Source organism: Pseudomonadota bacterium, from assembly GCA_039818985.1.
Taxonomy (GTDB): domain Bacteria; phylum Pseudomonadota; class Alphaproteobacteria; order Sphingomonadales; family Sphingomonadaceae; genus Alterisphingorhabdus.
Genome location: JBCBSU010000001.1, coordinates 1889202 through 1908021, shown reverse-complemented (window position 1 = coordinate 1908021; position 18820 = coordinate 1889202). Strand labels below are relative to the sequence as shown.

Genomic DNA, 18820 nt, shown 5'->3' with positions numbered 1-18820 from the left:
TCAGCAACGGCCTTGCGGCTATGCGGTTGAGCAGTTTTTACGGGTGCCGTCCCGCTGCGGGACAGTGGGGCGGGTCAGGATTAAGACAGCGTCAACTGTCAGACCTGGGCTGCCCGGGCTTTTTCCTCATGGCTGTTCACCAGTCGTAGCGCCAGGACATAGCCCAATATGCCGAAGATCACACCTCCGATTGCCGGGCCTGCGATCAGCCCTGCTGCGCCTGCCAGCCAGTCACCGATCACCAGAAACGGCACAATGCCGATGGTGTTGCGGCCCCAGTTGAGCCAGGTTGACCAGCGTGGTCGCTCGAGATTGTTGAACGTCGCGTTGGAGATATAGAGGATGCCGTTGAACAGGAAGAGCGGTGCGACAATGCCGCCAAATACCTGCAACAGCATCACTCCTTCGCCATCCAGATCGAACAGGTCGGCGATCAGCGGCGCGGCAAAGAACAGCACCGGCCAGATCAGCAGGGTATAGCCGGTGGCGAACAGCACGGCATTGCGGATGCTATCGCGCACCCGGTCATAGGACTGGGCACCGTAATTCTGGCCAACAATCGGTCCGATCGCACCCGACAGCGAGAATAGCAGACAGAAGGCGACCGGCACGATGCGTCCGATCACCGCATAGGTGGCGATCACCGTCTCATTATATTCGGCGAGGAAACGGAAAGTGATAAACCCGCCCACCGGTGTCGCCAGATTGGTCAGGACTGCCGGTCCCATAATCCCCCATATCGGTGGCAGGTCGGCGGTAAAATGCTCCCATTTCAGCGGCGCAAAACCGCCATAGAGCCGCAGCACCGGCCAGAAGCCGGCGACGGCCATGGCGAAGATCGACAGTACCGTCGCATAGGCAGCCCCGGCAAAACCCAAATCCAGCCCGAAGATCAGCAGCGGGTCGAATATCGCATTGGTCGTCGCCATGGCCAGTGTTGTGTTCATCGCCCGCCGGGCGTCACCATGGGCGCGCAGAAATCCCGAGCAGATCATGCCGGTTACGGTGATCGGGCTGAACGGTGCGACGATGCGGATATATTGCACCGCCGCTTCGCGCGCGGTGCCGGTGGCACCGATCAGATCCATGAAACCGGGGGCGAATATCCAGAAGGCCAGCGCCAGCGGTAGAGAAAGGACGATGCCGAGCAGCATGACATGGGTGAAAAGCACATTGGCCTTTTCGCCACGCCCCATGCCAATGCTTTTGGCAGCGAGCGCGCTGATGGTAATCATCAGGCCGATATTAAGCGCCGAGTTGAAGAACAGCAGCGTCGCGGCAAAGCCCATGGCTGCGGTCAGTGCCGGATCGCCGAGTTGGGCAATGAAAAACAGGTCGAGAAAATCGACCAGGAACATCGCCACCAGCCCGAAAGATGAGGTCAATGTCATCACCGCGACATGGCGCATCAGGCTGCCGCTGAGGAACTTGCCCGGCCTGGTACTGAGCGAGCCGCGCTCTGCCGTCTCTCCGGCGCGTGCCGGTGGCGCGCTGTCGCCTGCGATGGTCTGGCCGTTCTGGGTGGCGCGCTTGAAGATGGAGATTCTCGCTGGCGGGAGGAATGGTATCAGACGATATAGGCAGCACCCGGGCAAAGGCAAAGAAGCATTTCTTGGCCGGACCGGGCGCGTGGCTACTGTCTTGCCAAGGCACAGCAACGCCGATAGACGTCTGCCCACGGTACAGGTCGCCCGGAGACGGGCGTGAATTGGGAATCCGGAACAGGGTGGAGCGCCATGCTTCATCACGCCGGAGCTGCCCCCGCAACTGTGACCGGCGAGTCTGTGCGCCATATGCCACTGGAGAGCCCTTGATCAGGCTGGCCGGGAAGGCGGTGCCCCAGATGACGACCCGGGAGCCAGGAGACCAGCCTGTCGCCGGTCGTCGTATCCAACGGACGGGGTGTGCCGGAGGAACGAGGAAAGGCTGCTTTCCGCGTGACGACACTTGCATGTGAACGTCATGGGAAGGGAGTAAACACCATGCGAATACAATCGATCAAGACAGTGCTGCTCTGCAGCGCGGGTGCATATTGCTTGCTGGCAAATCCGGCGCTGGCGCAGGAAGATTCGACGCAGAATGATACGGAAAGCGGTATCTTCTCGGACCCGGATTTCGATGAAGGCATCACTGTATTGGCCAGTGGCTGGAAAGATGCGGCGAGCGACACAGGTCGTGCCATCACGGTGATCGGCGATGAAGAAATCGAGAGTATCCAGACCTTTGATATTGTCCAGATATTGGAGCGCGCACCCGGCGTGACCACCAGCCGCAATGGCACTTTGGGTTCGGTGACCTCGGTTCGTTTGCGCGGTAGCACCTCGGATCAGGTGCTGTTCCTGGTTGATGGCGTGCGGCTGAACGACCCGTCCTCGCCGGGCAACAGCTTTGATTTCGGTAATATCCTGCCGCAGAACATCAACAAGGTCGAGGTGCTGCGCGGCGCCAATTCGATTATCTGGGGCAGCAACGCCATTGGCGGCATTATTGCGGTAGAAACCGGCGGCGATGGTGAAAATGCATCTTTTGTTGCAGAGGCCGGTTCGTTCGGTACCTATTCGCTGACCGGTAGTGTGAATCCCGATCTTGGCGATGCCCTCAATATCAGCGTCTCGGGCGGCTATCTCGAAAGCGACGGTTTTTCCAGCTTTGCCGGCGGCACCGAGGATGACGGCTATAACCAGCTCTTCATCAATGGCCGTATTGCCTATGCGATTACCAGCGAGATCTCGGTTTTCGCACAGGCACGTTTTGCCGATAGCGAGCTGGATATTGACGGCTTTCAGTTCGTCCCGCCCTTTGCCCAGATCGACACGGCAGAGTTTCAGGAAACCTCGCAGGTCTCCGGTTCGGCAGGCATCGAATATAGTGGCGAACGGCTGAAACTTCGCGCGCTCTACTCGATTGCCGATATCAACCGCGACAATTTCAACCCGGCCTTTGGTACCGATCCGGTTTTCTTTGGCGAAGGCCGCAATGAGCGGCTTGAGCTGCGCGGCGAATATGCTGTCACCGATACCGTCAATTTTTACTTTGGTCTCGAAAATGAAGAAACCAGCTTCGACACCGGAACCATTGGCGATAGCGGCCTCGACAGCATTTACGGCCTGGTGCGGCTCAACAATGACCGGGTGAATATTTCTGCCGGTGTCCGCGTCGACGATCATGAGCAATATGGCACCGAGGTCACCTTTGGCGCCGATGGCAGCATTGCCATTGGCGATGATGGCTGGCGGGTGCGCGCTGCCTATCAGGAGGGCTTCCGTGCGCCGAGCCTGTTCCAGTTGCTCTCGGCATTCGGCAACCCCGGTCTCGATCCGGAAACCAGCCAGGGCTATGAGGTCGGCATCGAATATCAGGACCGCAATGCCGGTGGCACCTTCGCCGGGTCGCTGACGCTGTTCCAGAGGGACACCGACAACCAGATCGATTTCTTTTCCTGTTTTGGAGCAGATGTAACGGAATTCCCCTTATGCGGGGATGGGCGCTTTGGCTTTTTCGACAATATTCTCGAAACCCGTGCCCGGGGCGTCGAGGCGGAGCTGGTGGTGCGCCCGTCACGCCGCCTGACGGCGCGCGCGGTCTATAGCTATATAGACACCGAAAACCGCAGCCCGGCGAGCTTCAACTTCGGCAATCAACTGGCACGCCAGCCCGATCATGCGCTGACGCTGGCGGCGGACTGGTTTGCCGAGGAGATTGGCAACGGCTTGCGGCTTGGTGCCGATTTGCGGCTTGTTTCAGACAGTTTCGACAATGTCGGCAACACTGTTGCGCTCGATGGCTTTTCCACTGTGCGCTTCCGCGCGGCATTTAATGTGACCGGGAATATAGAGGTCTTCGGCCGTCTCGAAAACGCCTTTGATGTCGACTACCAGACCGCCGCCGGTTTCGCTACAGCCGGCCAGTCGGCCTTTGGCGGGATACGGGTGCGTCTGTAATGCGGCCACTGGCTCTTGCGGCTCTGGCCCTGCTGGCGGCATGCCAGCAGGGCACAGCTGGTGAGTCAGAGGCGTCCGATACCAACCTCCCGCGCATCGTCTCGATCAACCCCTGCACCGATGCGATTGTTGCCGAGCTGGCGGCACCAGGCCAGATTCTTGCGATCAGCCATTACAGCCATGATCCCGAAGCAACATCGATGTCGCTCGAAGAGGCGCGGCTTTATCCCGCGACGGATGGCACAGTGGAAGAGATATTAGCGCTCAATCCCGATCTGGTGATCGCCGGCGGCCATGTCGGTCCGGCAACGGTGGCGGCGCTGGAACAGCTGGGCGTTGCGCTGGTGCAGATGCCGGTCGCCATGAGTGTCGATGACAGTCATTCCGGCATCCGCATCATTGCTGCGGCGCTGGATCGCGAACCACAGGGCGAGGCGCTGGTGGCACGGATCGACGCCGCGCTGTCGGCGGCCCGGCCCGAAAACGATGCCCCACCCATTGCCGCATTGGTGTGGCAGGGCGGGGGGCTTGTCCCCGGAGAGAATACGCTGATCGATGCGTTGCTCGCCGCTACCGGCTTCCGTAATGTCAGTAGCGATCATGGTCTTGCAAGCTGGGACATATTGCCGCTCGAGCCGCTGCTGGCCGATCCGCCTGAAGTGCTGCTGACCACCGCGTCGGACATGGTGCAACAGGACCGGATGCTGGGACATCCCGCGCTGCAGCGGATGCGCGGGCAGATGGTGATAACCGATTTTGATAACAGGCTGCTCTTTTGCGCCGGTCCGACCATTGAGCGCGCAGCAAAAAGGCTGTCTGAGGTACGGCGGGAGGTGCTGCGGTGACTGCTACCAAGGATCCTTCCCGCTTGCGGGGAGAAGGACCGCCGAAGGTGGTGGAAGGGGACCTGCCGTTTTTGCATAGCAAGTGGAAATCCCCCTCCGTCAGCGCTACGCGCTGCCACCTCCCCGTTTACGGGGAGGGTTTATGACCGCCGCCCGCCTCAACCTTGGCCTGATTCTCGCGCTGGTCACCGCGACATTATTATCGCTGATTGCCGGCAAGGTGTGGGTCGCACCCTTTGGCAACGACCTGAACGCCCATATCATCATCGCCGAGCTGCGACTGCCACGCGCGGTGCTGGCCATGATTATCGGTGCCGGGCTCGGTATGGCCGGGGCGGCGATGCAGGGTTTTTTGCGCAATCCCCTCGCTGATCCGGGGCTGTTTGGCATTGCTCCCATGGCAGCGCTGGGTGCGGTGCTGTCGCTTTATTTCGGCTTTGCGGTGTCGGCCTGGCTACTGCCGCTATTTGCGCTGATCGGCGCGGCGCTTGCCATGGCGCTGCTGTCGCTGATTGCCGGGCGCTCTGCCAGTCTGGTGCTGTTTACCCTGGCGGGGATGATGATCGCCAGCCTGGCCGGAGCGTTTACCGCGCTGGCGATCAGCCTGGCGCCGACGCCCTTTGCGATGACCGAGATCGTCACCTGGCTGATGGGGGCTCTGACCGATCGCAGCTGGCGCGATGTGTGGATTGCCGGGCCATTGGTTCTGCTCGGCTGTGGCGTGCTGATACTGACCGCGCGCAGTCTCGATGCGCTGTCGCTGGGTGAGGCGGCGGCGCGCTCCATGGGGGTTTCGATGCAGCAATTACAGGCTCTGCTGATCATCGGCATCGGTCTGACCGTTGGTGCCTCGGTCGCGGTGGCGGGGATTATCGGCTTTGTCGGTCTGGTGGTGCCGCATCTGATGCGGCCGCTGACCGATGGCCGCCCGTCGCAATTGCTGCTGCCCTCGGCGCTGGCCGGGGCGTTGCTGCTGGTGGTTGCCGACAGCCTGGTGCGGCTGATGCCAATGGCGGGCGAATTGCGCCTCGGTATCGCGTTGTCGTTGATTGGCGGGCCGTTTTTCCTGTGGCTGCTGCTTGATATGCGGCGGAAACTGGCATGACATTGCACGCGGAACATATCAGCCTGACACTGGGCGGCGCGACCATATTGCGCGATGTCAGCATCGCCTGCGCGCCGGGGCAGATCACCGCGCTGGTCGGCCCCAATGGTGCCGGCAAGACCAGTCTGCTCACCTGCCTGGCCGGATTGCGGCGGTCTGATAGCGGCATGGCACTGCTCGATGACACGCCGATCCTGTCGCTACCCGACCGCACACGGGCGCGGCGTATTGGTTATCTGCCACAGGGCCAGTCGGTGCACTGGGACATTACCGCGCGCGCGCTGGTGGCGCTGGGCCGTTTTCCGCATCGCGGGCGATTTGCCGCCGAGGATGATGGCGACCGCGCCGCAATCGAGGCGGCGATGACGGCGATGCAGGTGACCGATTTTGCCGAACGAGCGGTGGCAACGCTTTCAGGCGGCGAACGCGCACGGGTGCTGCTGGCGCGGGTATTGGCGGGCCAGCCGCAATGGCTGCTTGCCGATGAGCCGCTGGCCAATCTCGATATCGGCCATCAGCAACAGGTGCTGCGCGCGCTGCGCAGCATTGCAGACAGCGGCACCGGGGTGGTGATCGTGCTGCACGATCTCAACCATGCACTGGCGGTGGCGGATGCGGCGATATTGCTCGATGCCGGGCAGGTCGCCGCTACCGGGCCGTGCGCCGAAGTGCTGAACGCGGAGCATGTCGGCAAGGTCTATGGCTTGCCAATACGCAGCATTGATAGCGGACAGGGCCGCTTGCTGCTGCCCGATGCTCTATAGCGGCAGCGCCTATTGCGGCGTTGCAGCCACGGGCTCGCCACAGCGGCTATGGTCACCGGCTTCACAGGCGGCGACATCAGCCTGCCATTTTGCCACCGCAGCGGCATGCTCCTCGCGGGCCTTTTCATAGGCGGCGACCGCTTCGTCATATTTGCGCAGTGCTGAGGCGCGATCGAGCAACTCTTCGCTCTGCTCTTCAATCTCTTCCTCATATTCGGCCTCAGCGACAGCATTTTCCTCGAGCTGTTCGCGCGCCAGTTCGGCCTGTGTTTCATTGGCCTCGCGGCGTTCTTCTGCCTCTGCTTCGCTTGTCTGGTCGGGTTGCTCCTGCGCTGCCAGCGGTGTGCAGAGAAGAGCGGCCATGGTCATGGTGCTGAAGGCATATATGCGAATCGTCATGATGCGTCCCTTTATCCTGTGCCGGGCAATACTATCCGGCTTTTGCCATGAACCCAATATTGCACCGACGAAATGATCTGCCATAAATCCGTCACCTGGCTGTAAATCCTGTGGCAAGGGCCACGCTGCTAGGCATGGGCAAAGGGGTAACTCTATGAACAGGTTTGCGGGGCTGTGCCTGGCTGTGTTGCTCGGCGCGACCATGGCCGAGGCCAAAGAGGAAGCCGCCAGCGAGATTGTGCTGCGCGGTGATCGCAGCGTTGCCGCCATGGTGGTGCGCGGCGACAGGGAATATCCGGTGCGGCTGGTGGTTGATGGCGCCAGTCCCGGCCGCCCGATCCTCAACCCCAAGCTGGTTCAGCGTGCCGGTATCGGCAAGAGCCTGATCGGTGGCGGCTTTCTCATCGGCCCGGTCAAGCTCAGTGCCGATACCAGGGTGGTGAAATATCGCTTTGGCGATTATGTCTGGAAGCGCCGCTCGCTATGGACCGACCGCGCCTATGAGCCGGATCATGATGGCGGGGTTGGGCCGCTGGGCATACCCTATGACATTGTCCGCATCGAGTGGCGCGAGCCGCAGCCGGAAGAGCGGATATGCAGCATGAAGCTGCACAATAATGGCCATGCCGTTGCGCGGATCGAGCGCGGCGGCAAGACCATCGATATCAGCTTCACCGCCAAGCGCGGCCCGTCGCTTTCCACCGCCGCTGCCGGTGCAGTCATCGCCGAGAGTAATGGCGGCAAGTTCAGTGGCGAGCTCGGGCGTGTCCCCATCGCCTATGGCATCACCCGGCCGATCCGCAGGCTGGCGCTGGCCGATCCGCTCACCCTGTGCGGCGTGTCGCTGGAAAGCTTTTATGTGCGGACCCGCGATTTCGGTGATTCATCGGGGATTGCCGATGGCGACCTGGAACGCGCCAATAGCGACAGCAGCGAAATCGTGGTGGTCGGCAAGCGCGGTAAAAAGGACCGCAACAGCTATTTCCTGGCGATTGGGCAGGATGATTTACGGCATTGTTCGTCGATCACCTATGACAAGCCGGCAGGGGAGATCCGGTTGTCATGCGGGGTGGGGTGAGTGCGGGATATTATTGCGGCGTGGCTTGCGGCACATAGCGACCGTCGAACACCACGCTCCATGTCTTCTCGCCATCGCGCGACTGTTCCCAGAGCTGCCGCACCGAGCCGTCTGCATTGGGGGTCCAGGTAACGCGGTTGACCGGCGTGCCATCGGCATAGCCGGGCCAGTTTTTGTTGCTCAGCACCATCGCGCCATCGCTGTTGACGCCGCCCTCGATATAGAGCGCACTGCCATCGGCGCCCATCCATGTCTGGTGCCAGCGTTTGCGCGCGGCATCGTAAAAGCTCATGCTCATGCCGCTATAGCCACCCTTGGTCGAATAGCTTTCGCGGATAACACAGCCGCCATGCAGCCGCTCGATCCGGTTGACCCCGGTCGGTGCCTGCTGCCCTGCAGGAGTGACATCCCAGGTGCCGAGCCAGAAATCGAAACCGCGATGCGCTTCGCTGGAGCAGGGCGGGGGTGGCGGTGTGGGTGTCGCCTGCTGCGCAGCGACCGGCCCGGTGAGCAGGGTTGTGAGACAGGCCGAGGCGTTGAGGATTGGGATGAGTGCTCTGCTTTTACAGCCGTCCCGCTTATGCGAACGCTGCGATGAAATGTCGATCCTGCCCATAAAAACACCCTCCTGCTATATTTGAGCCGGAGGGTGCTTGATTGGTGACGGCTACGCAATATCGCTTCGACGCAGTTGCCATCTTATGCGACTAACCTGCCTTGCGGATAATAATATGGATTTCGCTTATTGCCTGCAGGCTTAGAGCGAACAGGTCGCTCCAGAATTTTTCCCCTTGGCGCCATAGCGTGCGATATTGTGCAGCGTTCTGCGCGGGGTTCTGCAAACTATGTTTCCTGCGAGGAGAATTGTACCTTCATTCGGATCGACCAGTCGATAGGTCACCACCAAACCGCCGCCCATGGTCACAGCTGGTGCTCCAAGTCGCGTGAATATGTTGTTTGTGGTTAGCAGGGTTCCGCCTGCCTTTTCGACCTTGATGCGCAATATCAACAGATTTGCGATATCATCGGCCAAGTTTTCTTGCAGCAGGGCGCGGGCAAATAATGAAGGCGCACCCTTGTCGCTTGGCTTGGTAATGGCTGTAAGGGCGGCGCTGAGAGAATCTGCGATCGCCTTTTCGCGCTTGGCAATGTCATCATTGGCGCACCCTGCCTTATAAAAGGCACTGACTATCTGCCGCGCATCAAGCAGGCTTTTGTAAATACCTTTGGTAGAATCGATTTCAGTTTTCACCATTTCAGATGGCAATCGCCACCCGTTGGAGTCATGTGCCCCGCTGAGTATTTGCTTGCTGAGTATTGCATTGATAACCATTTGTTCGCTTTGAGTTATATTCACCCCTTTGACTTCTGTGTCACTTCGCAAAAGTGCCACGAGATCGGCAGCGGTCAGCTTTGGACCGGGGGTGGCAGTTGCTGCAATTCCGGGCTGACCTTTGGAACCAGACTTGCCTGCACAGAAGCTTGTCTTGTGGATTTCGCTAAGAAAGGGCTCAAGAGATTCAAGCTGTGCTTCGACCAGCAGATAGTCATTGATATCCAGCGATTGCTCGGCACCAAGTGGCACAACACTCTTATTGCTTTTCTTGGTTTTTACCCTCGTAGCCAGAGACTCTGCAAGTTTATCCAGCAGCGATGCCGACAGGATAAAACCCTCAAGTTCTCCTGCGCCGTCACCGGTTGTTGCCTTCCCATCTGGCGCTGTAAGTCCGAGAAAACTTAAAAGCGCAATATTCTCCACTGTGTCATCATCGTCGCCACCGTCACCATTGTCCTGAGCAGATACTGGCTGTGTGAGGAGCAGAGCAGAGGCGGCAACACTTGCAAGTATTTTTCTCATATCTTTTCTCTCAAGCTGTTTTGGGGCTCGCATATTCTTCGATAACGTCAGTTAATCAGCCACGCCCGTGATGCTCATCACGCTCTGCATATGGCTGTCGGGAAGTGTCATTCTTGGCAAAAAAGAACATCGCAGCGTCGTGCACAGCCGTGAGCCAGGATCTGGCGGAAGCACAACGCGCCGACTATGCCAAGGAGCAGCGGTGCATTAATGGTCGTACCCAACGTCTTTCTATTGGCGACCCGCCTGACGGTGTTGCAGAGTCATCACAGGGAAAGAGGAGACAGGTTTTGATGCGGCTGTGGCTGGGTCTTGTTTTGACGTTGATTCTTACCGGAAACGCTGCAGCGCGTGATCGTAACCCGAGCGAAATCACCCTGTCCGGCGAACACAGATTTACGGCATATATTGTCAATGAGGAAGCGGAGGATGTTCCGGTCACACTCTTGGTCAATGCCACCGAATCCGGGCATATCAAGCTGAATTACAGTTTCGTTCAGGCCGCCGGTATCGACCCGGGGTACGATGCCGGCTATTTCACTGTCGGCCCGATCCGGTTTCCGTCCTTTTACCAAAAGCTGCGGCTTCGCGCCGATACGCTGAACTGGAAGGGCAAGGCCTATTGGAGCGAGGGCGAATATGTGGACGACGAAGATGGCGCTATCGGCCCCTATGGCCTGCCGCATGATATAGTCCGCTTTCAATGGCGTGAAGAGCAGCCGGGTGAAGAAATCTGCACCATGCGACTGCACAGAATTGGCTGGACCAGGACCGCAGGGACCAGGATCAAGGTCGGCAAACGGACCATCAATGTGTTTTTCAGCAGCCTGAACCTCGAGAGCATTGCCACCGCCGCCGCTGGAGCCGCACTTGCCGAGGCCTTTGACGGCGAACTGGTGGGCAAGACAGAAAGTGCGACATATCCCGGTGATATTGACCGCCCTATCCGCAAGGTGGTGCTTTCAGAGCCGCTGCGGCTATGTGCAATAACCCTGAATGATTTTCATGTTCGGCTGCAGGATTATGGTGACAGTTCCGGCATAGTGGACGGCGATCTGCGCCGGGCCAACAAGGATAGCGACGAGTTGACCATCATCGGGGCGATCCCCAATCCGGGCACGGTCCTTTATGATCTGGATATCCGCCAGGAAGACATGCAGCACTGTTCTTCCGTCACTTTCGACAAGCGCAAGAAGCAGATCCGCCTGTCCTGTTTGCCGCAGGCGAAGACGCAATAGCAGGCCGCATAATCCCTTTATCCGGCATTGCATTTGCACCCCCCAATTGCCATCTCTTCCTCTCACAGGGGATCAGCGCGTGCCTGCGCTTGCCATCGGAACATTTATGGAACATAAGGCCGGATGCCGCCCAGATTATGGGGGTTGAATGTCAGACTGCCGGAAAGAGCTGCCATGTCTCTCACGAAAATTGCAAAGCATAGGTTTACCATATGCTGACCAAAATAAGCGTTCGCGGGGCGCGCGAGCATAACCTTCAGGGCGTGGATATTGATCTGCCGCGCGACAAGCTGATCGTCATCACCGGCCTGTCGGGCAGCGGCAAATCTTCGCTCGCCTTCGACACCATCTATGCCGAGGGGCAGCGGCGCTATGTCGAGAGCCTTTCCGCCTATGCGCGGCAGTTTCTCGAGATGATGCAGAAGCCCGATGTCGAGCATATTGAGGGGCTGTCCCCGGCGATCTCGATCGAGCAGAAGACCACCAGCCGCAATCCGCGGTCCACTGTCGCCACCGTCACCGAGATTTATGATTATATGCGGCTGTTATGGGCGCGGGTCGGCGTGCCCTATTCGCCCGCCACCGGCGAGCCGATCACCGCGCAGACGGTCAGCCAGATGGTCGACCGGGTCAAGCAACTGCCGGAAAAGACGCGGCTCTATCTGCTCGCCCCGGTGGTGCGCGGCCGCAAGGGCGAATATCGCAAGGAGCTGAAAGAGTGGCAGAAAGCGGGCTTTACCCGCGTCCGCGTTGATGGCGAATTTTACGATATCGAGGAAGCGCCTGCGCTCGACAAGAAATACAAGCATGACATTGAGGTGGTGGTCGACCGGCTGGTGGTGCGCGATGATGACAGCATGGACACGCGGCTGGCCGACAGCTTTGAGACGGCTTTGAAGCTGGCGGATGGGTTGGCTTATGTTGACCTGGCTGAGGGTACGGTGGCGGAGGCTATGCAAAAGTCTCCCTCTCCTTCAGGGGAGGGATTAAGGGAGGGGGAGTTACAATCCCCTCTCCCAACCCTCTCCCCTGAAGGGGAGAGGGCTAGTGGGAAGATGAAAGGCACCGGCGTCCCCGATAATCGCATCATCTTCTCCGAACGCTTTGCCTGCCCGGTCTCGGGCTTCACCATCGAGGAAATCGAACCGCGGCTATTCTCGTTCAACGCCCCGCAGGGCGCGTGCCCGGCCTGTGACGGCATTGGCGAGAAGCAATATTTTGACCCCGATCTTGTCGTCCCCAATCCGGAGCTGACACTGAAGCAGGGGGCCATCGCGCCCTGGGCCAAGTCCAACCCGCCATCGCCCTATTATATGCAGGTGCTGACCAGCCTGGCCGATCATTTCGGCTTTGATCTCACCACGCCGTGGAAGGATATGGAGGCGCAGGACAAGGACGTGATCCTGACCGGCACGGGCGGCCTGCCGGTGACGCTGACCTTCAAGGATGGCAAAAAGAGCTATCAGGTGAAAAAGCCGTTTGAGGGCGTGATCGGCAATCTCAATCGCCGCCTGTTGCAGACCGACAGCGCCTGGATGCGCGAGGAGCTGGCCAAGTTCCAGACGGCGCAGCCCTGCGAAGTCTGCCATGGCGCGCGGCTCAAGCCCGAGGCGCTGGCGGTCAAGATTGCCGGTGAGGATATCTCCATCTCCACCCGCCGCAGCGTCGGCGATGCGCTCGCCTGGTTTGAGGTGCTGGAGGACAAGCTCACCGACCAGCAGAAACAGATCGCCAAGCCGATCCTCAAGGAAATTATCGAGCGGCTTGGCTTCCTCAACAATGTCGGCCTCGACTATCTCAATCTCGACCGCAAATCGGGCACGCTTTCGGGCGGCGAGAGCCAGCGCATCCGCCTCGCCAGCCAGATCGGCAGCGGCCTGTCGGGCGTGCTCTATGTCCTCGACGAACCCTCTATCGGCCTGCACCAGCGCGATAATGACCGGCTGCTGGTCACTCTCAAACGCCTGCGCGATCTCGGCAATACCGTTATCGTCGTCGAGCATGATGAGGACGCCATTCGCCAGGCGGATTATATCGTCGATCTCGGCCCCGGCGCGGGCGTGCGCGGTGGCGCGGTTGTCGCCGAAGGCACGCTGAAACAGATCCTCAAATCGAAAAAATCGCTCACCGCCGATTATCTCACCGGCCGCAAGGAAATCGCTGTCCCCAAAACCCGCCGCAAGGGCAATGGCAAAAAGCTGACAGTGCATGGCGCGCGCGCCAACAATCTGCAGAATGTCACCGCCTCGGTGCCGCTAGGCACCTTTACCTGCGTTACCGGCGTGTCGGGCAGCGGCAAGTCCAGCTTCACCATCGACACGCTCTATGCCGGCGCGGCGCGGGTGCTCAATGGCGCGCGGATTATCGCGGGCAAGCATGACAGGATCACCGGGCTGGAGCATTGCGACAAGGTGATCGATATCGACCAGTCGCCGATCGGCCGCACCCCGCGCTCCAACCCCGCCACCTATACCGGCGCCTTCACCAATATCCGCGACTGGTTTGCGCAGCTACCCGAGGCGCAGGCGCGCGGCTACAAGCCGGGGCGGTTCAGCTTCAACGTCAAGGGCGGCCGCTGCGAGGCATGTCAGGGCGATGGCGTCATCAAGATCGAGATGCACTTCCTGCCCGATGTCTATGTTACTTGCGAGGAATGCGGTGGCAAACGCTATAATCGCGAGACGCTGGAGGTGAAGTTCAAGGGCAAGAGCATCGCCGATGTGCTCGACATGACGGTCGAGGATGCGGTCAGCTTCTTCAAGGCGGTGCCGCCGATCCGCGACAAGATGGCGATGCTGAACGAGGTGGGGCTGGGCTATGTCAAGGTCGGTCAGCAGGCGACCACGCTGTCGGGCGGCGAGGCGCAGCGGGTAAAACTCGCCAAGGAACTGAGCAAACGCTCGACCGGCAAGACGCTCTATATCCTCGACGAGCCCACCACCGGCCTGCACTTCGAGGATGTGCGCAAGCTATTGGAAGTGCTGCACCGACTGGTAGAACAGGGCAACAGCGTGGTGGTGATCGAACATAATCTCGACGTGATCAAGACGGCGGATCATATCATCGATCTCGGTCCCGAAGGCGGCGTCAAGGGCGGCGAAGTGGTCGCCGAGGGCACACCCGAAGAGGTGGCGCAGAATCCGCGATCCTTTACCGGCCAGTATCTCAAGACGATGCTGGCCAAATAGGAATCCTGTGTTTCTTTCAGAAATAATGCTGCCAAATCCGTAGCTTGGCCATTTTTTCCGGTCGATATTGCGGTCTGTGACTGCTGTCACAGCAATATTCGTCTCCTGATTCTAATTACTACAGCATAGCAACTGTGGAGTTAGAACAATGGCAGAGACAAACAACAGTAATAACACTGATACCAACCCCGCTGATGAAGCGAAGGACCACTTTTCGGCGATATCTACCAATCTCACCGAACTGGTGACCAAGGCGGACCAGATGCATGCGCAATGGATCCAGCAATGGTATCAGTCGGTCAACGCCATGATCTACATGCAGCCGATGCAGCCGCAGGCGGTGATGGCGTTCGAGATGCAGTCGCGCCATCAGATGGAGTTTCTGACCATGCTGCGACCGTCGGCCAAGGCGTTGCAGGAACAGGGGCTGAACGATCTCGACACGGCCATCGGCAAGGCCGAGGAGAACACCAAAAAGGCGCTGGATACCGTCATGCAGGGCTATAAGAGCATGACCGCCGACAACCAGCGGACCCAGCAGAACATCTGGAACACCAACCGCCAGACCAATAGCGACATCGCCAATATCTACAGCGATATCAATTCCATGCGCTCGGGCAGCATGGATCGCAGCCATAGCAGCTTCATGGACATGCTGCGCAGCTGATAGCCGGTTTTGAACAAGACATATTGAAATCCAGTCAGGAAGGGAAAGACCATGTTCGGAAATGAGGAAAGCCAGGAATGCACCAATGCCAAGGCCGAGCGCGATCGGGTAAAAAATGAATATGACAGCGCCGTCCGTGAAAAGGACAGCGCCGAGCGCGACGAGACAAATGCCGAACGGGAGCTGCAGAATGCGCGCAACGAGGTTGAGAATTGCAGCCGCATCTATGGCCAGGCCCAGCGCGCCCATCAGGCGGCGGTGGATGCGGAGAAGGCGGTAACCCCCGACAATGCTTTCAACACTGGAAATCTCGGTGGCGGCGCAGGCTATGGCCAGGACAACCAGTCGGCCCAGCTGCAGCAGGCAACGGCGAACGCCAAGACCGCCATGGACCAGGCCTTGACCAATCTGGAAAATGCGAAGACCACCTCCAACAACGCCCTGAGCACCTATGAGAGGGCAAAAAGCGTTGCCGATACCGCACGCTCGCGGGAGGAAAGATGGAAGAAGGAGGTCGACAACAAACAGACAATTGTCGACAATGTCTGCTGATCAGGCATATAATAGAGATGGTGGGAGGAAATAATCATGTACCATTATAAAGACCTTAAGGACCAGGCCGAGCATGATAACAAGACATCCGAAGCAAAGGATGTGAAAATGGGGACAGGCGGATGCAGCCTGTGCGGCTGTGGTGGCTTCTCACCCTATGGCGAGAATGACGAATATTGCTATTGCGGCCACCATTATAACGACCATTACTGACGCGCTCTGCCAGCGCCACAGTGCCGACTCACCGGGGAATGCGAAGGCGTTCTCCGGTGGATTGCGTTCAGTTATGAAAGCACCGCCTCCCTCCATGTCCCATACCCCCAATCCCTGATACTCTCGACACCGCTCTTTCCACCTGTTGATCCGGTGCTGCGATTTTTCCGCATTCAGGGGCAAAACTGTCACCCTGTGCTCTCATCGTGCGGTTTCGCATTTCTCCATTGCTTTCCCATGCGATCGCCCCGCCTTCTCGCGCAAAACCATGGGTGACGAGGTGTCACCCTGTGTCCCCTTTTGTTGGACCGGCCCGCGCCGCGCCCTTTCGCCTCGTGCCGTTGCCAGCCCGGCCTGTGCCCCGCATCACTTTACGTTATTTTTCTGGCTGTTAGGATCGGTGACACGAACCGGGGAGTCGCTTTGTTGATTTTGCATCCGTCACCGGCCCGGATGCGCTTTTTTCAGGGAGACTCCTTATGCGTACATTCTCTTTCTGCCTGTCCGCCGGTGTTGCGGCCATGGCTTTGTCGCTGGCGGCTGCGCCGGGGGCGATGGCCAAATCGCAGGCGCCCAAAGCCGATGGCGATGGCGACGGCATTGCCGACCGTTTCGACACCGACTGGGACAATGACGGCACCCCCAATGATGAGGACAAGATGCCCTATGACCATGACAATGACGGCATTCGCGACGAGGATGACAAGGACATTGATGGCGATGGCAAGCCCAATGAGAGCGACCGATACCCCTATGACAAGAACAATATGAAGGACCCCAAGGCGAAGGACCCGCGCAAAGACGAGAAATATGACCCGAAGAAATATGACTCCGACGGCGACGGCAAGGTCGATGCCGAGGACCCGGATGATGATGATGACGGCATCCCCGATAAAGAGGACAAGATGCCCTATGATCACGACAATGATGGCTGCCCAGACTGGCAGGACCTGGACGACGACAATAACGGCATTCCCGACAGCGATCCGCGTGACCGGCGATATGATCATGACAATGACGGTGTCGACGACAAGGATGACAAGGACGACGATAATGACGGGCTGATCGACAGCGAGGAGAAATATCCGCTGGATCATGACAATGACGGCATTCTCGACCGGTTTGACCAGGATGATGACAATGACGGGCTGAGCGATGAGGCTGAGCGGCGCGCGAATGGCAATGAGAGTAGCACCCGCAACCATGACAATGACGAATATGAGGATAATGACAAGATGGAGACCGACAAGGACGGTGACGGGATACCGGACGCCAAAGACAAATATCCCTATGACAGGGACAATAATGGCGTCGACGATTATAATGAACCGGATTTCAAGCCGGGCGGCTGAACCGCGCAGCGCCGGCCGGGCGGCCTGATGGCCGCCTCCGGCTGCTGTCAGACAAAGCGGCCGAAGCCGGGTCTTTTGGCGGGCTGCCTGACCGCGCGGTAGCGGGTGAAGACATGGCCTTCATCGAGCGGCTTGATCACCGTGCGTTCCCAGGTTTTGTCGTCGCAATTGTTGGAGAACTGCTCGAGGTTGAGCGGTTCGCGGCAGCGCAGGCCGAAGGCGATGCGGTCCTTTTGCGGGCGGGTCCAGCGGATTTCCGCCTTGATATGCCGGCCATCGGTCAGGTGTAGCTCGACAATATCACCGGGCCTGATCGCAGCGCTGGTGATGCCGCCCATGCCATGGGCGGAGACATTGCGGATGGTGGTGTCGATCGTCCCGATTTCGGGGTGGACGATGTGCATGCGGATCAGCCGCGCCGTGCGCGGCTCGGCTTGGTTGCGGGTCAGCTCGGGTGGTCGCTGGCGCGGTGCATCGACGTCCGGCTGTGCGGTTGCGGGTGGTGGCTGGGGCGCCGATGAATCCTGGGCCTGGGGCGTGGGGGATGCAGGCCCGGCAGCCGGGGCCGCGGGGGCTGGCGCAGGATTTTCAGCGGCGGCAGGAGCAGCTGCCGGATCATCCGGGGCAATGCTGGCGGCGCAGGGTGCAGGTGCCGGGGGCGGTGCCAGAGGCGGTGCTTGCGTCGGGACAGGGGGCGGCGCGACCGAATGGTGTGCCTCGCCGCCAACGGCAATGGCGTCGGGTTGCTGCTGCTCCGGCGGCAGGTCATTGGCTACCGTCGGCACACCCTGCTGCATACGAAAATGCGACCGGGCATGCGACATGCTGTCGGAGAGCGAGGCATCCTGCCCTGTATCGGTCGCAGCATCGGGCGCAGGTCGGCCAGGCGCCTTGTCGTCAGACATGCGCGACCTCCATCCGATATGTATTTCGACGTAACATTGCCTACGTAATAACGGTCGCGTCGGGACGTGGTTAAATTGGCGTCAACCACTATGTCCTGATGCACCGCGCGGCGTGTTGCCGGGCGTCCGGTTTGACGGGATAGTGTCGGGCGGATAACAGCGTCGCGAACGCAGCAGAGGAACCGGCATGAGCGACAGCAACATGATCTATGTCTTGAACGGACCCAATCTCAACCGGCTCGGCCTCAGAGAGCCGGAGATATATGGATCGGAGACACTCGACGATATCGCCGCCATGCTCGAGGACAGGGCGGGGGAGCTGGGGCTGGCAATTGACCTGCGCCAGTCCAATCATGAAGGCCATCTGATCGACTGGCTGCACGAGGCGCACGGCGCGGGGGCAAAGGCGGTGCTGCTCAATGCCGGCGCCTATACCCATACATCCATTGCGCTCTATGACGCGATCCGTTCGATCGACACACCGGTGATCGAAGTGCATCTTTCCAACCTGGCGGTGCGCGAACGCTTCCGCCACAGAAGCTGGGTCGGCCGTGCCGCCAGGGCCAGCATTTCCGGGCTCGGGGCGCAATCCTATCTGTCAGCGCTGGAAGCTGCGGCGCGGCTCTGACCGGGGCATCAGCCGTTACGGCGGGGCAACAACATTGCCTGTGATCAACGCTTTGGGCTTGTCAGCACGCCATCTCAGCGGGCATAG

The 18820-nt window shown here is 59.5% G+C and carries 17 protein-coding genes and 1 riboswitch; of the genes, 12 read left to right on the top strand and 5 right to left on the bottom strand.

The window, feature by feature from the left end; all coding sequences use genetic code 11:
• Positions 1-98 precede the first annotated feature (98 nt).
• Positions 99-1601 carry an MATE family efflux transporter gene (locus AAFX04_09180; protein MEO1045597.1) on the bottom strand — a complete coding sequence of 501 codons (1503 nt, stop codon included), beginning with the start codon at positions 1599-1601 and terminating at the stop codon, positions 99-101.
• 66 nt (positions 1602-1667) lie between these two features.
• A riboswitch (cobalamin riboswitch) is annotated at positions 1668-1890 on the top strand.
• A gap of 92 nt (positions 1891-1982) precedes the next feature.
• On the opposite strand from AAFX04_09180, the gene AAFX04_09175 reads away from it, so the two are divergent.
• The 4 genes from AAFX04_09175 (at position 1983) to AAFX04_09160 (ending at position 6655) form a co-directional block, all read left to right on the top strand.
• Positions 1983-3941, top strand: coding sequence for a TonB-dependent receptor (locus AAFX04_09175; GenBank protein ID MEO1045596.1), 1959 nt, complete (start codon positions 1983-1985; stop codon positions 3939-3941).
• Entirely contained in the window at positions 3941-4786 is an 846-nt protein-coding gene (locus AAFX04_09170) for a helical backbone metal receptor (protein MEO1045595.1), read from the top strand. The genes AAFX04_09175 and AAFX04_09170 overlap by 1 nt, the downstream gene beginning before the upstream one ends.
• Positions 4787-4928: 142 nt before the next feature.
• Complete coding sequence (locus AAFX04_09165; GenBank protein MEO1045594.1) at positions 4929-5891, top strand: iron ABC transporter permease; 963 nt, start codon at positions 4929-4931, stop codon at positions 5889-5891.
• Positions 5888-6655: an ABC transporter ATP-binding protein gene (locus tag AAFX04_09160; protein ID MEO1045593.1), complete on the top strand. Its 768-nt coding sequence runs from the start codon at positions 5888-5890 to the stop codon at positions 6653-6655. The genes AAFX04_09165 and AAFX04_09160 overlap by 4 nt, the downstream gene beginning before the upstream one ends.
• Before the next feature lie 9 nt (positions 6656-6664).
• On the opposite strand, the gene AAFX04_09155 is transcribed toward AAFX04_09160, so the two are convergent.
• Positions 6665-7054 (bottom strand): hypothetical protein, encoded by a 390-nt coding sequence (locus AAFX04_09155; protein MEO1045592.1) that lies wholly within the window; start codon positions 7052-7054, stop codon positions 6665-6667.
• A gap of 154 nt (positions 7055-7208) precedes the next feature.
• Here AAFX04_09155 and AAFX04_09150 point away from each other — a divergent pair, with 154 nt between their 5' ends.
• Positions 7209-8132 (top strand): hypothetical protein, encoded by a 924-nt coding sequence (locus AAFX04_09150; GenBank protein ID MEO1045591.1) that lies wholly within the window; start codon positions 7209-7211, stop codon positions 8130-8132.
• A 10-nt stretch (positions 8133-8142) separates the two neighbouring features.
• On the opposite strand, the gene AAFX04_09145 is transcribed toward AAFX04_09150, so the two are convergent.
• Both AAFX04_09145 and AAFX04_09140 read right to left on the bottom strand, forming a co-directional pair.
• Entirely contained in the window at positions 8143-8748 is a 606-nt protein-coding gene (locus tag AAFX04_09145; GenBank protein ID MEO1045590.1) for a hypothetical protein, read from the bottom strand.
• A gap of 141 nt (positions 8749-8889) precedes the next feature.
• Entirely contained in the window at positions 8890-9990 is a 1101-nt protein-coding gene (locus AAFX04_09140) for a hypothetical protein (protein ID MEO1045589.1), read from the bottom strand.
• A 149-nt stretch (positions 9991-10139) separates the two neighbouring features.
• Between AAFX04_09140 and AAFX04_09135 the strand changes: the two genes are divergently transcribed.
• From AAFX04_09135 to AAFX04_09110, 6 genes are all read left to right on the top strand, one after another.
• Positions 10140-11228, top strand: a complete 1089-nt coding sequence (locus AAFX04_09135; GenBank protein ID MEO1045588.1) for a hypothetical protein — start codon at positions 10140-10142, stop codon at positions 11226-11228.
• Between the two features lie 212 nt (positions 11229-11440).
• The gene (gene uvrA, locus AAFX04_09130) at positions 11441-14416 is read left to right on the top strand and encodes an excinuclease ABC subunit UvrA (protein ID MEO1045587.1); all 2976 of its coding nucleotides are present in this window, start codon (positions 11441-11443) and stop codon (positions 14414-14416) included.
• Between the two features lie 148 nt (positions 14417-14564).
• Positions 14565-15083, top strand: coding sequence for a hypothetical protein (locus AAFX04_09125; protein ID MEO1045586.1), 519 nt, complete (start codon positions 14565-14567; stop codon positions 15081-15083).
• Between the two features lie 51 nt (positions 15084-15134).
• Entirely contained in the window at positions 15135-15635 is a 501-nt protein-coding gene (locus AAFX04_09120) for a hypothetical protein (protein MEO1045585.1), read from the top strand.
• Positions 15636-15671: 36 nt separating this feature from the next.
• Positions 15672-15848, top strand: coding sequence for a hypothetical protein (locus AAFX04_09115; GenBank protein ID MEO1045584.1), 177 nt, complete (start codon positions 15672-15674; stop codon positions 15846-15848).
• A gap of 479 nt (positions 15849-16327) precedes the next feature.
• Positions 16328-17200, top strand: coding sequence for a hypothetical protein (locus AAFX04_09110; GenBank protein MEO1045583.1), 873 nt, complete (start codon positions 16328-16330; stop codon positions 17198-17200).
• 47 nt (positions 17201-17247) lie between these two features.
• Here AAFX04_09110 and AAFX04_09105 read toward each other — a convergent pair whose 3' ends face one another.
• Positions 17248-18105, bottom strand: coding sequence for a PilZ domain-containing protein (locus AAFX04_09105; protein ID MEO1045582.1), 858 nt, complete (start codon positions 18103-18105; stop codon positions 17248-17250).
• A 187-nt stretch (positions 18106-18292) separates the two neighbouring features.
• On the opposite strand from AAFX04_09105, the gene aroQ reads away from it, so the two are divergent.
• A complete protein-coding gene (gene aroQ, locus AAFX04_09100; protein ID MEO1045581.1) occupies positions 18293-18733 on the top strand; it encodes a type II 3-dehydroquinate dehydratase in 441 nt (146 codons plus the stop codon).
• Positions 18734-18820: the final 87 nt, after the last annotated feature.